Origin of the sequence: Paraburkholderia elongata, assembly GCF_013177735.1 — a bacterium.
Lineage (GTDB): Bacteria > Pseudomonadota > Gammaproteobacteria > Burkholderiales > Burkholderiaceae > Paraburkholderia > Paraburkholderia elongata.
The window spans coordinates 1-16,023 of record NZ_WOEZ01000106.1 but is presented as its reverse complement, the minus strand read 5'-3'; the positions used below and the strand labels follow the sequence as shown (position 1 = coordinate 16,023).

8 protein-coding genes are annotated in these 16,023 nt (G+C 57.4%); 4 read left to right on the top strand and 4 right to left on the bottom strand.

The genetic code is table 11. The features are described 5' to 3' along the window. Positions 1 to 1,186: 1,186 nt before the first annotated feature. Complete coding sequence (locus GNZ13_RS20290; protein WP_172167529.1) at positions 1,187 to 2,200, top strand: helix-turn-helix domain-containing protein; 1,014 nt, start codon at positions 1,187 to 1,189, stop codon at positions 2,198 to 2,200. Between the two features lie 569 nt (positions 2,201 to 2,769). Here GNZ13_RS20290 and GNZ13_RS20285 read toward each other — a convergent pair. Next, positions 2,770 to 2,955, bottom strand: coding sequence for a hypothetical protein (locus GNZ13_RS20285; protein WP_172167528.1), 186 nt, complete (start codon positions 2,953 to 2,955; stop codon positions 2,770 to 2,772). Between the two features lie 1,091 nt (positions 2,956 to 4,046). Between GNZ13_RS20285 and GNZ13_RS20280 the strand changes: the two genes are divergently transcribed. Continuing rightward, positions 4,047 to 5,111 (top strand): GlxA family transcriptional regulator, encoded by a 1,065-nt coding sequence (locus tag GNZ13_RS20280; RefSeq protein ID WP_236002094.1) that lies wholly within the window; start codon positions 4,047 to 4,049, stop codon positions 5,109 to 5,111. A 426-nt stretch (positions 5,112 to 5,537) separates the two neighbouring features. On the opposite strand, the gene GNZ13_RS20275 is transcribed toward GNZ13_RS20280, so the two are convergent. Continuing rightward, positions 5,538 to 8,897, bottom strand: a complete 3,360-nt coding sequence (locus GNZ13_RS20275) for an EAL domain-containing protein (protein ID WP_172167527.1) — start codon at positions 8,895 to 8,897, stop codon at positions 5,538 to 5,540. 1,531 nt (positions 8,898 to 10,428) lie between these two features. Here GNZ13_RS20275 and GNZ13_RS20270 point away from each other — a divergent pair. Both GNZ13_RS20270 and GNZ13_RS20265 read left to right on the top strand, forming a co-directional pair. Continuing rightward, the gene (locus GNZ13_RS20270) at positions 10,429 to 12,792 is read left to right on the top strand and encodes a YjbH domain-containing protein (RefSeq protein WP_328807259.1); all 2,364 of its coding nucleotides are present in this window, start codon (positions 10,429 to 10,431) and stop codon (positions 12,790 to 12,792) included. A gap of 19 nt (positions 12,793 to 12,811) precedes the next feature. Next, on the top strand, positions 12,812 to 13,546 hold the full coding sequence (locus GNZ13_RS20265) for a carboxypeptidase regulatory-like domain-containing protein (RefSeq protein ID WP_172167525.1): 735 nt from the start codon (positions 12,812 to 12,814) through the stop codon (positions 13,544 to 13,546). 325 nt (positions 13,547 to 13,871) lie between these two features. Here the strand turns inward: GNZ13_RS20265 and galU are convergent, their stop codons facing one another. Together galU and GNZ13_RS20255 are read right to left on the bottom strand one after the other, a co-directional pair. Then, positions 13,872 to 14,807, bottom strand: a complete 936-nt coding sequence (gene galU, locus GNZ13_RS20260) for a UTP--glucose-1-phosphate uridylyltransferase GalU (protein WP_236002093.1) — start codon at positions 14,805 to 14,807, stop codon at positions 13,872 to 13,874. 619 nt (positions 14,808 to 15,426) lie between these two features. Continuing rightward, entirely contained in the window at positions 15,427 to 16,014 is a 588-nt protein-coding gene (locus GNZ13_RS20255; RefSeq protein WP_407945649.1) for a helix-turn-helix domain-containing protein, read from the bottom strand. Between the last annotated feature and the right edge of the window lie 9 nt (positions 16,015 to 16,023).

Sequence of the window (16,023 nt, the reverse complement as noted above, 5' to 3'; positions counted from 1 at the left end):
GGTCTGACGATCAACGGGCACGAAGCGACTCATCTATGGGCTCTCTCAGTGAACTGGCTGATTCATTAACGCCCAACGTGCCCGCCCGGATGACCAACCTCGGCGCAAACTCCGACAACCTCCTAGGCCACGCAGTGGCCGCAATCATAAACTGGCACGTCAGTTAAAACACGGTGACTGTCTCACGATTGCAACGCGTCCTTCTTTTCGCGAATCGCGCGATGACGCGCCGCTTATGCCTCCCACGTAATGTTTTTCGGAACGAACGCTCGGTTCTTGATGCCATTCGCGAAGAATTGCCGGCGCAGCCGATAACTCAACTATTGCCGCAGCAAAACCTATGTGTACACACGCACGTCTTGCAAGCTCGCAGGTACATCGATATACTTTTTATAACAATAATTGGAGAGAGCTTACACAAATGGAAGGCATCGCCCCAGCCGACATATTTGTCGCTGCGCCTCACATTGCCGGTCGGGTCACAGGTCAGTGGCTAGCGTGCTATCCGACATTTCAAGACGCCTTGCGACGCAGCGAAACTTCATTTGGAAAGCTCCCGCGACACGTAAGACTAGTGGCGCTCAAACGCACGACGGAAGACGCGGCGGAGGACGCGACTGTTGCGACAATCCTCGATGAGGTTGGCGCGTCGTTTGTGGAACTGTCCACCTACCTTGTAGAGGAGGCCGTTGAGCGGTACCTCGCAATGCAGACAGACAGCGCAAATTCGCATGCGGACCGCAATCACAAATTGCTTGATGACCTCGCCGAACAAATCGTAGGCGTAAGTCAGCCTCATGTTGCGAGACCGCCATGCGTACTTCGACCCGGGCAGGGTATTTTCCTTGACGGCTGGATGCGATTTTTTTCATATCGCGCTCGAGGCGACAAAACCATTCCGTTGCTTGCTATCGACTGGACAAGTTTCCATGAACGACTCTGTTCTATTCGTTCGTGAAGCGTTGTTGCATAAACTCAAACGCCGGCCGCCATGATAGGCAGCGAAGAACGACCAAACTGCACCGATTTCGGCTTACGCGATCCCGTCGAAATCGCCCTCCAATGTGTTGACCAATTCAACCACGTGATACTGAGGCCATCACAATTTGTATAGCAAGCGTCCATAAGAAAATGACAGGGTCCCTAAACAGGCTTTGCAAACCAAAACATTCCGGGGAAGAAATTAATGGAGCTGGTACGTACGCCGCCGCGCTACTCGCGGCAAACTCCCGCGCCGACGCAAGCGAGCGCGATGACTCACGTCGACATAGCGCTCTTCAATGGCTTTGCGCTGCCTACGGTCGCAACGATTATCGAAATATTCCAGAAGGCGAACGCGCTCGTTGCGGCGCAGCGATCGGGCCAAGCACGCTACGACGTCTCGCTGCTTTCGGCGTCGGGCGGCCGCATCTCCAGCTCGTCGTCGGTGTTCGTCTGGACGGAGAGCGTCGACTCGCACCGAGGCACCAACGACACACACCTGTTATTCATCGCCGGCGGTGCCGGCGTACAGCAGGCGTGCCGCGACGAGCGGTTGAGCGACTGGCTGCGCCGCAGGCATCCAATCAGCGAGATCGTGCATCCGATCGCGGAAGGCCAGCTGATTCTGGAGGCGGCTGGGCTTCCCAGTCGCTACTGTCCGCTACTCTATAGCGGCAATGAAGCGCGCGCCCCGTATCCGCCGCTGCAGCTGAGCGAAGCGCCGGCTGCCGTGCGTACGGCACTGCGCATCGTCGAAGAGGATCTCGCGCCCGAACTGGCGCGGCAGGTCGCCGACTCGGTCGCGCCAGAGCACCAAACGCCCTTCGGCTCGTCAGTTACCCGCAGCGTCGCGCCGAAGGTCAGCGAGAAGATCATGGCGTCGGCGCGCTGGCTGGAAGCAAACGTCGATTGTCCTATCTCCATCGACGACGCGGCGCAGGTCGCAGCGATGAGCGAGCGCAACTTCCTGCGCCGCTTCAAGAGCGAGATCGGCATGACGCCCTCCGACTATCTGATTCGCGCGCGTCTGAACCTGAGTTGCCGGATGCTTGTCGAATCGCGTTTGCCTGTCGACAAGATTGCACGGCGCTGCGGTATCGGCAGCGGCGGCCAGTTAGCGAAACTGTTCCGGAAGTATCTTTCGACGACACCCACCGACTACCGGGATATGCAAGGGAGGGCCTTCGGGCAGCGTGGGCTTTGTCGCGGTAAGGAGTAGCAACGGATAATGCAGGCGTTTGAGCACACGGGCCGCTGCCGGATTCAACGTCCTCATCGAGATTTCAGTCGTTCATCTTGTTCCGCACATCATCGCGGACCGCCTTACTGCAACAGACCCCAGACGTTTACCTCTGAGGAGGGAGCATTTGGCCCCCTCTCGCCAGGACGAGCCTGCTTTAATGTGCTGTTCAGTCAACATGTTGACCAAATCCGCCGCTTGCGTCCGCCACATGTTCCGATCGAATAAGCTCCGCTTCGGTCTTTCGAGGGGGGCTTCTCTGAGGCAACCCCACCCCTCGATCTTTTAGCCTGCCGCTCCCTCGGACGGCAGGTTCTTTTTCGTGGACCGCTTCTATACCAGGCGGCATGGATGACGTCGGGAACTACTCGTGTAGAGGTTCGCGAAACACCAGAGATACTGTCGATCAGGAAGCGGGATGGTCAGGTCGGCACACGCTCTGGTTCGTCAACGATTGCGACTGCCGTCCACGGCCATGAACGCGCCACGCGGCCGATTGTGCCGCGAGCTGTGGAGATGCCTCGCCTGACCCGTGCCGATGACGCCGTCTAATCGAACATTGACAGCAGATCGGCGATGTTCGTGTTAGGCAATCGCTTGGCAAGCATGTCCCAGAAGATCACATCGTGCATCGCGTTGGCATCTTCGGCCGTCTTCCACTCGCGCGCACCGACGATAGAGTCGGCCGTTTCGCGAGCCGCGGAAACAATTGTCTGAATGTCTTGTTTATGCATGAACCCGTTAACGGTCGCGCGCAGAGCTTATTTAGGTTCACGCGCAATCGTTTGCTAAAAATTTTTTATCCCCCGCGCGCCCGACTACAACGATGCCAGTGCGGTGAACGAACTGAACATCGCGCGTCACATGACACAAGCGTTCCCCGTGCGCAAGGGGACGGGAAACGCCTTTCGTGAAAATCCGGGCGAATCGCAAACGAACACCTGCTGAACGGCAGCAGACCACATACGCCAAAAAAGCCACCATTCGGCGGCTGGCGGGGCCCCAGAGTATTGAGCAATCCGCAAGGCGATCGGCAGGTTCAAAGCCTGGGGCCCGAACGACGCCGAGTCCCACGAACCCTGATCGTTGGATTCCGGCGTGACGGCAAAGCCGAGTCGGCTCGCGAGGTATCGCATTGCCTTAACGTGCAGATGCACCGTATCCCAGGACGTATCGTGATGCAGTGCCTTCGAAACCGGCACAAGGCCACTGCCCTACGGCGTAGCTGGGCAACGATACGCGTGGCACGCCTTTGCAAGGGCATATCCTGAGCGGCCGGGCGAAATTTTACCTCTTCCGGTGTGTCGCACCGTTTTGAGGCGTTTATCGGAAAACTTCTGTCCGAGAAGACCAAGCCGTTGGACGTCGCCCCACGAATGGCCTGAGGCACCTACTTTCCCGGCGTCGGCAGTGGCGCTTAGTGACAGCGTGCGACGCGGTGTAGCGAATGCACCAAGTTGGGTCAACATAGACCCAACTTGCATTACTTACGAGATATTTCGCCTGTAATGGTCAATTCACCGATATTGACAAACCACTATTCATCATCGCACATAAATTTATAAAAAGATTCTCTATACACTCCGTCTCAATTTGTTGAGATATGCACTGGACATTCGAAATCTTGCCAATTCGCGGGGTAGAATCATAAGCCCAGCAAGGCTACCCGCTATCTCGCTGCTCAGTGTCCTCAACAGCCAATGTGTTGGCTAATTCGGCCATTAAATACTGACAAGAGAATCATATGTATAGCATGCTCATATAAGAAAAAGACAGAGTCTTGGGGAGAAGACTTTGCAGACCACACATTTCCGGGGAAAACTAAATGGATTTGGTACATACTCTGCCGCACAGCGCGCGGCAAAGTGCCGTGCCGATGCAAACGAACGCGCTGACTCGCATCGACATCGCGCTGTTCAATGGGTTTGCACTGCCTACGGTCGCAGCAATCATCGAGATCTTCCAGAAGGCAAACGCGCTCGTCGCCGCACAGCGATCGGGCCGTGCACGTTACGACGTCTCGCTGCTTTCCGCCGCGGGCGGGCGCATCGCCAGTTCGTCATCGGTATTTGTCTGGACCGACGACGTCCAGTCGCACCGAGGCACGAATGAGACACATCTGTTGTTCATTGCCGGCGGTGCGGGCGTACAGCAGGCATGCCGCGACGAGCGGCTGAGCAACTGGCTGCGCCGCAGGCATCCGTTCAGCGAGATCGTGCATCCGATCGCGGAAGGCCAGTTGCTGCTGCAAGCAGCCGGGCTGCCCAGTCGCTACTGCCCGCTTCTCTATAGCGGTATTGAAGCGCACGGTCTGCATCCAGCGCGGTCGCTGACAGAAGCGCCGGGCGCCGTATCGACGGCGCTGCGTATCGTCGAAGAGGATCTCGGCTCCGATCTGGCACAGCAGGTTGCCGAGTCGATTGCCCCGCAACCCAACACACCGTTCAACTCGTCGATCACACTTGGCGCGGCGCCGCAGATCAGCGAGAAGATCCTGGCGTCGGCGCGCTGGCTGGAAGCGAACGTCGATCGTCCTATCTCTATCGACGATGCGGCGCAGGTCGCTGCGATGAGCGAGCGCAACTTCCTGCGCCGTTTCAAGAGCGAGGTCGGCATGACGCCGTCCGACTATCTGATTCGCGCGCGTCTGAACCTGAGTTGCCGGATGCTTGTCGAATCGCGTTTGCCTGTCGACAAGATTGCACGGCGCTGCGGTATCGGCAGCGGCGGCCAGTTAGCGAAGCTGTTCCGGAAGTATCTTTCGACGACACCCACCGACTACCGAGATGTGCAAGGAAAGGCCTTCGGGCCGCTTGGGCTTTGTCGCGGTAAGGATCGAGGGGCGAGCGAGATCGATATGCAGAGTACTGCTTATATTGCGAGGCCGTAGAATTGATCAACGGAAGGCGGCAAGCTAAATCTCTGAGGGCGCTACGAGGGAATCTCCAGAGATGACCGGTCACGATCATAGACCGACAGTAATTTATGACGGTCGGAGTGGCGGACAAGGCCACGGAATTGGCTGAAAGCGGCAATGAAACGAGCTAGCGGCCATACGACAGTTACAGTGTTTTCGATCTGAAAGAGACCTAAGCCGCCATTCCGGCTATCCGCGCACGCGTTCAAGGCCTCCGGTGACGATCTGCACGATCTCTCGATCTGATACGTCTTGCCAGACAGCGCCAGTTAGCACGCTGCCTGCGCTCCGATGAAGACTCCCGCAGCGCCCCGCTCGCGCAGGTAGTACCGGCTCGCGGCGTGCCAGATGCGGTCGACCTGCCACAGATGCGCTGGGGCGCAACGTCCGCGCCGTTTGTCAGCTACGCGCATCAATTTCGCTGACAAGAATTTCCTCCATAGGGGCAGGCACATGGACGAAGTACCCCTGGATATAGTCAACTCCCAGATCTTGCAGCAATGCCGCGACAGCTGATGTTTCGACGAATTCCGCAATCGTTCGCTTGCCGACTGCTTTTGCCACATCGCAGATACACCGGACCATTGCCTGATCAATGGGGTCATGTTCCAGATTGGTAACGAACTGTCCGTCGATCTTCAGATAATCCACGGGTAGCGCCTTAAGGTAACCGAACGACGACGCGCCACTTCCGAAATCGTCCAGGGCGAAGTGTATGCCCCGCAATCGCAGCGACTCGATGAATTCCGTCGCAACCGACAGATTCGTGATCGCCGCTGTCTCTGTGATTTCAAAGCAAAGCTTATGCGTGTCAAATTGCAAAGCGTCAGCCAGATCCCTTACGTATCGATGGAAGGCGCGGTCGCCAATGGACTGGCCGGAGAGGTTCACCGCGATGCTATCAACGTGGGCCAACTGGTCACGATGGTGCGTTATCCACGTGAATACGCATTTGACCACCCAGCGATCAATGCGTGAGGCCATGTGGAAACGTTCAGCCGCTGATAAAAAGACATCGGGCAGTACCAGCTTCCCATCCGGCTCGCGCAGACGCAACAGGAGTTCGCACCGAACGCGGTTCTTCTCCTCGCGACCAAGTGCCCGTATGCGCTGGGCATATAGCTCGAAACGGTCTTCGTCAAGGGCTTGCTCCAGACGTGTGATCCACTGCATCTCGCCGCGTCGTGCAAGTACAACCTGGTCGGCGTCAAACCAGGAGTGCACCTGATTACGTCCGGCGTCCTTGGCGGCGTAGCACGCACTATCGGCAGCCTGGAGCACAGCTGCAGTCGTCGGCCAGCGATCGTCAATCGGCACCAGACCGATGCTTGCACCAATATGGAAGCGTCTCTCGTTGTAAACAAATCGAAATTCGTCGAGGTGCTCACAGATCTGGGAGGCGATCCGACGAGCCCGCTCCGGGTCGCACTGCTCCAGGATGACACCAAACTCGTCACCTCCTAGCCGGGCCAGTGTGTCGGTTGCCCGGATACACGGCCCCAGTTGCTCCGTCACTTGCTGCAGCAGCTGGTCGCCGGCGATATGACCGAAGGTATCGTTCACGACCTTGAATTGGTCCAGGTCGATGTATAGCACGGCATGTCTGCTGCCCGCCTCGCGTGCATGGGAAAGCACGCGGTTAAGTTGCGTTTCGAACTCCGCGCGATTTAGCAACCCGGTCAGGGCGTCATGCGTGGCACGGTAGCTCATTTCTTTGGCGAGCCGACGTTCTTCGGTCACGTCGTGAAACACCAGTACGACACCCAGGACCTCGCCAATTGTACTGACGATCGGGGCAGCGGAATCCTTGATCCCATGTTCTGCACCACGCCGTGATATCAGCACAGTATTGTCCGTGCTACCCACGACGCGGTTCTCGCTCAAACACTGCGCAACGGGATTCGGAGCGCGTACGCGGGTTGTTTCGTTGCGCGCATCGAATACGTCCTCCAGGTCAAGGCCGCGCGCTTGAGCCATGGACCAGCCCGTTAGCCGCTCCGCCACTGGATTCAGGTAGGTGACGCGACCATCCGGATCGGTCGTGACGACGCCGTCACCGATTGAATGCAACGTTACCTGGAGGAATTCATGCTGTTCTGCCAGGGTCGCCTGCATCCACTTTCGTTCAGTCGTCTCGAGGACCAGAACAGCACACTGATCCGGACCAGGACGATATGCCACCATATCGAACCAGCCGCCGCCCGCTGCGGGTAGATCCTGCCGCGCAACTGGATCGCCAGTGAGTACAACCGAAGTTAGCGTGCCGAGCCAGTCCCATCCCTGGTCAGCCGGTCCCGCAAATACCTCAGAGACCTTCTTGCCGATCATGAGCTCGGACGGAATTTGGCTCGTCCTCGCAATTGCTGGGTTTGCCGCGATGAACCGGAAGTCGACAACCTTCGCGTTTGCATCGCTGACAATATCCAGCAATACGAATCCCACCTGCATGTGTTCAAAAAGCGCGCGATATCGGCGCTCGCTCTCGAGTAGGGTTGCCTCGATCTTCTTGCGCTCAGTGATGTCCTCGATAACGGCCACGGAGCGCCATGGTGTGCCATCGCTCTGCCTTTCGAGAAAGGCGGACAGCAATACGTCGATCACTTCACCGTCCTTGTGGACCATTTCGTATTCGACGTTGCGGCAATGGCCGACGCGGAAGAATTCGGGAAGCACTACCTGACGGGCATATTCGCGTGACGCGGGCGTCAGGAAATCGGATGAGGAGCGCCCCAGTACCTCAGCCCGGCTATACCCAAGCGTGCGAAGCCATAGGTCGCTCACGCTTATGAGCTTGCCTTGTACATCGATCGAATGAAGCATGGCCGGGGTGCGTTCGTAGAGTTCGCGAACCCTCCGCTCGCTTTCGGTCAACGCCTGTTCGACGCGCCTACGCTCACTAACATCGCGTCCCACGGCATGAATCGCTACGATCCGTCCAGCGATGTCTGTCATCGGCCGATAGTTCCAGCGCACCCAGCGCTCGACTTTATCCGTCGAGGCCATCCGGACGACCACCGTCGCGCTTGATCGACGCGTCATCACGTCGCGCAGAGCCGCAGCCACCGATGCGCGGTCGTCATCGGCAACGGTATTGAGCAGGTCGGCGCCCACAAGGCTCAGCGAGGAGCTGCCCATATAGCGTGCGAAGGCGTCGCTAATGTAGCCAATCTCTCCACCAGAACCGGCCAGCACGACGAGGTCTGCTTCCTGTTCAGGGAGTGTGTTCAGATTGAATCCATTTTCGGACAATGTACCGGCGAGAGCGCCCGTAGAGGGGTTGAGCAGACAGGCGCTGACAATGTGAGCCAGGCTGTCCAATGCAGCGCGTTGGATATGAGTCAGTTGTCGGGGCTCGCATGCCGCCACCGACAGCACACCAATGCAGTGTCCCGTCGGGAGAACGATCGACGCATTCGCATAGAACCGAATCTCGCGTCTATCGAAGATGAACGGATTCTGGGCAAGGCGCGGATCGTTAGCCGTGTCGACTACCTCTAATCCGTGATGGTCGCCCCGGACGAACAGGCAGAACACCGCTTCAGCGGCCATCCACTCTTCTGCGGATAACCCGACATCTGAATGGAGCCACCTCGAGTCTGGGTCCGGCAAACTCACCGCAGCGATCGGCACTTGGCAAATCGTGGCGGCCACACATACGACTTCCTCAAAAACCGATGCAGCTGTACCGGTGACAATGGCCGCATTGATATTGTCACCAAGATGCGCAGCCCGGTACTCAGGCAGACGGCGAGATGTCATGTCGTGTGCCCCCCCCGGAGATTGCACGACGGAATGCGAAAGATATTAGCAGCGTACGGTATTTTTTTGTTTCTGACGTTTCTGGAATAGATCTGGATCGATGGTCCCCTGGCGCACCGCTTCATTCGCATGTCCGCAGTTCGAGCCTGGCGTTCCAGGTGCAACGGGAAAATTCGAAACCTTTGCAACCTCTGTTGAACGCGGTATTGCTGTCGGTTCCAACTTGGCACGATCTCGCTTAGAAATCCTGTCTTATTTGATTTGGCGGCCAACAAAGCGTAACCAATAGCGGGGCTGCATTTTACGGGCGGGTACTTGCTGATGCCGTGTGGAGAAAAAGGAGCCTGCTCGCGCCGGGCGGCAGGCTCGAAACTCCGAGGGGTTCCGAGGGTCCGTCTGACCTCCCCTCGGAAGGCCAGGTGAAATCATAGGTTGACAGGCATGTATCGCGGACGCGATTGGCCGATCAAGACACGGTGTTGACCGAACCGGACAACAGAGAGCGTATCGAACGGAAGCATCGTAACTTTGTTCGAAACACGGCCTACGATAGAAACACGGAGACGCAATACGACATGATGCCGACTCGAAGCACGGCAGCCGCGTACCGTCTCATTTCCCTCAATACGCGTCGCCAGACAGCGTCCATTGATCTGCACTCACGACGCGAACGGATTTCAATACGAACGAGTCTGTTGAGATGCTGTATCACGGTCCATGTGGAATACAGAAAACCGAAAATCAGATAGACAATGATCCACGCAAAGCAAAGTCTGGAAAGCGTCGAAAAAGCGATACCCATACAAGCTCCCGTCCATGTTCCGCTCGACGAAGCGAGCAACTTCCCAACTGGGTTCATCGCGGATAGCCGTGAGTGAAGCCAGGCGACGCAATGTGCATTAGCATTGCCGTCTGGTATAAGCACACAAGAAAACGCCGTAACCCCTGTCGCATGAATGGCCGCATAGAGCAATGCCACTGAATCAATTGAAGGCGGAGACGCTCAGGATGGAATATTCCGGCTTTGATCTTGCCACGTCCGCCGAATTATTGAGGGATTTCGCCATTTGCGCGAAGCCGCGATGCAAGATCCACATGAAGCATTCTCAAATGGGCGAGCTAGCGACACGAGAAGGTACTCGCGCCGCCAGGGCTGCATTCGCCAATATGAGGTCCGATTCAGACACCCGATATCGAATTTTCTAATGGTTCTATAGGATCGAACCCAGCGATCGAGGCTCTCCAGATAACGCCCCCGATATCGGAGCGGTGAAAGATGTGCATTTGATGCGGGACGACGAAATAGCGAAGCAGTACCTTCCAGCGCTAAAGACAAGCGGTTGTCCCATAACAAGCGGTCACCTGGTCGAATTTTTGATGCCTGCATAGCTGCTTGCGTTGCATACCTTCGTGCGTGCCGGTGACAACTTTTTGTTCGAAAGAAGCTTGTGGCTTGGGGCGCACCCCGGTATCGGGTTGGCCTTGAGCCTGTGCAACGTGTTCACTATAAAAAGGGCTCAGCAAATTGCGCGTGAAACAACCTGAATTCGCCCCGCAAGCGCTTGCGCTCGGCGCCGCACTGGCATTCTCCGCGTCGGCGCACGCTATCGACCCAGCACTGAACTCGCTCGGTCAGGCAGGCGGTTTGTTAATTCCGTATGCGTTTGTATTGCCGGAAGGCACGATAGAGGCGCAGTACAACAATTACATCGATCCGCGCTACGGGAAGAAAGCGACGGGTTCGCAGATGTACTGGGGCGCAGTCGGATTGCTGCCGTATGTGGAGTTTTCCGGTGGACTCGCCAATTACCCGGCTGATGTCCCCGCACCATTCAGCAATGCGGACCACTTCCTCTTTCGTCACCTGATGGGTGACCTTAAGGTCGAGGTGCCGAAGTTCTTCAAGTATCAGCCAGGCATCGCATTTGGCGTGACCGATATCGGCGGCCAAACTCACTTTTTCCGCTCGAAATATGGTGTGGTGTCGCAAGCATTCGGACCCGTTACGCTTTCTGCCGGTTATGGACAGGGTGATCGTCTTGACGGGTTCTTTGGCGGTGCGCAACTGTCGCTTTGGAATACGGGCTTGTCGCTACTTGCCGAAGACGATTCGAAAACACCGTACGCCGGCGTTCGTTATCAGTCTCCACGCGTTAGCTGGCTGGCCGATGCGAATGTGATCGGTACGGTCATGCGTTCGATCCGCTCAACGAATGGTGTTTCGCCACGCACGTCGTTCTCAGTGGGTATTCAGATTCCGTTGGGTAAGCGCTTTAGCGCTGACCGTTGCGCCGATGGCTTATGCCAGGGGCCGCAAGTACCTGTGACCCATGCGGCGGAGGGCGAGAGCGATGGCGGATCGATCCGGCTTGCCAGCCTGCAGCCGATCGATACGAGTGCGGTCGCAAGCAATACCAATGCGCAGGTCGGAGCGCCGATTGCGTATGTGCCGCCACTGCAATCGTATGCGTCGGTGATGCTTAGCGACGCAACACCTGCTCGATCATCGGATGCGCAGGCGGCTGCTATTCCGGAAGCGCTGGATACGTCCGCGCTCGTCGATATTGCCCGGCAACTGTTTGTGGCCGGCCTCGAGCGTGTGCGTATCGGTGTCAGTGGACGCGATCTGGTGGTCGAGTACGAAAACCATCGCTACAACCAGAACGAAGCGGACGCGCTGGGCATTGTGCTTGGCGTGGCAAGCGTGAATGCGCCGCATGGTGTCGAAAAGATTCATGTCGTCATCAAGAAGGCTAACGAGCCGCTAGGCGAAGTCACCGTCGATCGCGACGCGTTTGCGCAGTTCGTTGCCGGCGGCGCGCCGTCGGCTGCAAGCGCGTCGCTAACGATGCGTACGCGTCCGACTTACGACGCCGACTCGATAGTGTGGTATGGCAATGAGCACAGCCACGGGCTGACGCGTATTCAGATCGAGCCGATTGTCAGCTACCTTTACGGCACCGAGTACGGCAACTTCGATGTTTCGCTGGGAGCGAACATTGAAGGGTTCGTGCCACTTTGGCGCGGTGCGGAATTGTATGCGAGCTATATCGCGCCGCTGTACAACACGAAAAACATGGACGAGGGCCGTGTTTTTAGCAACTACCGCTTGCGCGGCGGCCTGAATGCGGTCGCGCTGGCTCAAAGCTTCTGGATCATGCCGCGCGTGTTCAACGTGGCATCGGTGGGTAGATTCGACTACTCGTATGTTGGTGTGCAAAACGAAACGACGGTGTTCGTGCCCGGCCGGCCTGATTTGATCCGCTTGCGGCTTGCCTATTTGCATCACGAGCCAGGTCATGACGCATTGCCGAGCGAGAAAAACGCAGTGCTGACCTATCGCTGGGTGCAGCCGTCCTGGAAGCTGTGGATCGAAGCGGGTGTCGCGCGCTTTGTGGGCGGTGACAAGGGGCCGGTCGCGACGTTGACGCGCTGGTTCGACGATGTATCCGTCAGCGTGCATGGCGAACATAGCGGACAGGGCACGTTTGTGGGCGCCGCTATCAGCTTCCCGCTAACGCTGCGTCAGGGCATGAGGCCGGGGATCAGTCAGGTATACGGCTCCGAACAATTCGGGCTTGACTTCCGCACACGAGTCGGGTCGACGAACTATCTGACGGCGAACGCAGCGGAGAACATCAGCTTCCCCTATAGCACCCAGCAGTTCTTGCTGAATCAAGGACGCTTTAGCGGCGAATATTTTGCAACCCAACTTTATCGGATGCGCGATGCGTATCTGCGCTACGCACGGCCTGATAGCGACGTGACGAAGCCAAAGCCGCAAGTAGGCGCCCCCACGAGTTCGAAGGGTGCAGCGCTTGGGCATGGTGTCTGCGGCAACAGTTTGCAAGGCGTAAGCGACGGACAGGCGTTTGTGCCAGTCAATTGTGAGTGACTTCCTTTGGAGATTAGATATGAAGCTTCTTAACGGCGCCACGCTGCGCACGCTGCAGTTCGGATCGGTGGCTCTTGCGACCAGTGCGCTGGTTGCGTGCGGTGGTGGGGGCGATAGTGGTAGTTCGCCTAGCGCTACGATCAGTGGCACTGCTGCGGTCGGCGCACCTTTGGCGAATGCGAGCGTCGTACTGACGTGCAAGAACGGCACGGGTAGCGCTACGGCGAATGGTAACGGCGCGTATTCCGCCACGTTCGCATTCGATCCCCCATGCGCAATTACCGCATCAAGCGGTGCAGTCACGATCCATTCGATTGCAACAGGTCCGGGAACGTTCAATGTGACGCCGCTGACGGAGTTGCTGTTGAGCTATCTGGCTGGGCAACTCGGTACGACGGTTAGCGGGCTGCTGTCTGGGATCTCCAGCAATGCGACGTTTCAGAATGCGATGACGAATAGTACGGTGATCGCGAATGCTGAGGCGGCAGTCGTGCAACTGATAAAGACGAAGTACGGCATCACCGTTTCGTCAACATCATTTCTGACGGTCTCGTTCACTCCGGGGCAACCTGGCGCGGATGCGGATCTCGATACTCTGCAGACCGCGGGTGCGATTACTAGTACTGGGCAGCCGGCGGCTTCGTTGACTGCTGCCGCTACGGCGGCTGGAACTGCGGCGCCGATTTCTGGTGGCGGGACGGGTACTCCAACGGGTGGCACGGGTGGCACTGGCGGGTCGGGAACGGGGACGTAGACGAAGTGGCAGTTAATGGGCCAGACAATCGATCAGTGCCGCGTTTTATTGCACCCGGTTGCGGATACAACAGATTCATTTTGGTTCGAGTCTGTTGTGTTCGCCAGTCCAACAACGCAGCATTCAGTCAAAAGCTTAGCCTTGTCCGCCACTCTCGCCCCAATGCACTTCGAATAGCTAAGCTATCGCTTGGTCCTCCGAGGGGTAGGCAGATCAACCCCGTAACTCCTCGGATTTTTGCCTGCTCCTCTCCCCGGACGAGCAGGCTTTTTTACTCGTGTCGAGCCTGCACAGACGCAATCACCGGCGCCTCCAGTTCGGCCCGTTACATATGCAGTGCAGACAAGTTTGCCCCGTCTGGTCGCCAATCGCGACAGTCCGTTTTGGACAACAGGGGTAGATGCTCATTCAGGTACGCCAGAAACTCAACGCTTACTTCCGGGTGCCTCAGCGCGAATTCCACCGTCGCCTTCAGGTAACCGAGCTTGCTGCCACAGTCGAAACGCGTGCCATGGTACTTGTACGCGAGCACCTGCTCGTCGGCGAGCAGTGACTGGATTGCGTCCGTCAGCTGCAATTCGCCGCCCGCGCCCGGCCTCAGCGCGCGAAGATGTTCGAAGATCCGCGGCTTCAGCACATAGCGGCCCACGACGCCGAGATTCGACGGCGCGACAGCCGGCTCCGGCTTTTCGACGATGCCCGACATCTTGATGATCGAGTCTTCCCACTCCTTGCCGTCGACGATACCGTACGACTTCGTCTCCGCGGCCGGGATCTCTTCGACGCCGATCACCGAGCTGTGGTAGTGGTCGAACACCTCGATCATCTGCGTCATCACGGGCGGCGTGCCGTACAGCAAGTCGTCCGCGAGAATCACGGCGAACGGGTTGTCCCCCACCAGTTTTTCGGCGCACATCACCGCATGGCCGAGACCGAGCGCTTCCGGTTGACGCACGTAGAAGCAGTCAACGTGGCTCGGCTTGATGCTGCGCACCAACTCCAGCAGCTTGGCCTTGCCACGCGCCTCGAGTTCCGCCTCGATTTCATAGGATTTATCGAAGTGGTCTTCTATTGCGCGCTTGCTGCGACCCGTGACGAAGATCATTTCGGTGATGCCGGCTGCCATCGCCTCTTCCACTGCATACTGGATCAGCGGTTTATCGACGATCGGCAGCATCTCCTTCGGGCTTGCCTTCGTGGCAGGGAGGAACCGGGTGCCGAGACCTGCTACCGGAAATACCGCCTTTGTAACTTTCAGCATGAGAGATCCCGAATGTCATTGATGGGTTCGGTGTCGAAGTTCCGCATCGACGGGCTGCCGACAGCCGTCAGCTTCCTGCCCGGTCGCCGGCGGCTTGCCCGCACAAAGTGCGCGGACTTCGAGCGTTGTGGCATTCATTTGAATCTGTCACACCACAAGCTGGACTATTCACTGTTCCATTGCTAGAAATTCAAAGGACACACCGAAATTATTCACTTCTTACAGATAGCAAACGTTTGAACATGCGTCGCAATCGTTTGCGCACCAGTCGCGAGGCTGTCACCGTTTTTTTCGTGACTGTCAATTCAATAAGTTTATGACGTGTATAGCCTTCTGATTTCCAGAAAATACAAGTCGCAAATTATCAAATTGTATTTAAGCAGCAAAAATTGGCTATCGATTCGGTCGTTAAAACGCAGCCTATTATCCGTCATCGAATCGGTGATGCCATATGCATCACCGATGACTGAACTCTTATGCGAGACAATTACAATACAGCGCGAGGCGGCTCAGCGGCGACCCGTACCGCCGACCGCGAAACAAGTTCGACACCCGGACAAATCACTACCGGGCTCCTTACGGCAACTGAATCGACATGACTGATGACTTACGCCCGTTGCTACGATGTGCTCATGGGCCGCTTACTGGCGCGATACTCGGTTGGCGTTGTCGCAAGATGCTTGCGGAAGAGTTTCGCGAGCCAGCCACCTCCCCCGAGTCCACAACGACGCGCAATCTTGTCGATCGGTAGATTGGTTTCAACAAGAAGGCGGCAGCACATGTCGAGCCGCACCGACAACAGATAATCTGATGGCGTGACGCCCATTTCGATCTTGAAGCGCCGCAGGAAATTCCGCTCACTCATGGCGGCGACCTGCGCCGCCTCATCAATGGCGATCGCCCGGTCGCCGTTCGCCTCCAACCACTTGGCAGAGGCCTGAATCTGTTCGCTAACGTAAGCGGACGCGTTCTCGCCGACGGCGGGGGTGAAGCGCGTCCGCTGAGGCTGCGGCGCGACACGATCGGCGATCTGGCGGGCGATTTCAGCACCGAAATCTTCCTGAACGACCGCCAATGCATTGCGCAATGGACTGACGGAGACCGTCGAGAAGCCTACACCGGGCAAGTTCTTTGAGATTTCTCGGGCGTGTTCGCCGAAGCGCGGGCCGCTGGCCGCATCTCCGAATCCGATGGCTTCGAGGAGCAAGCGTCCGTC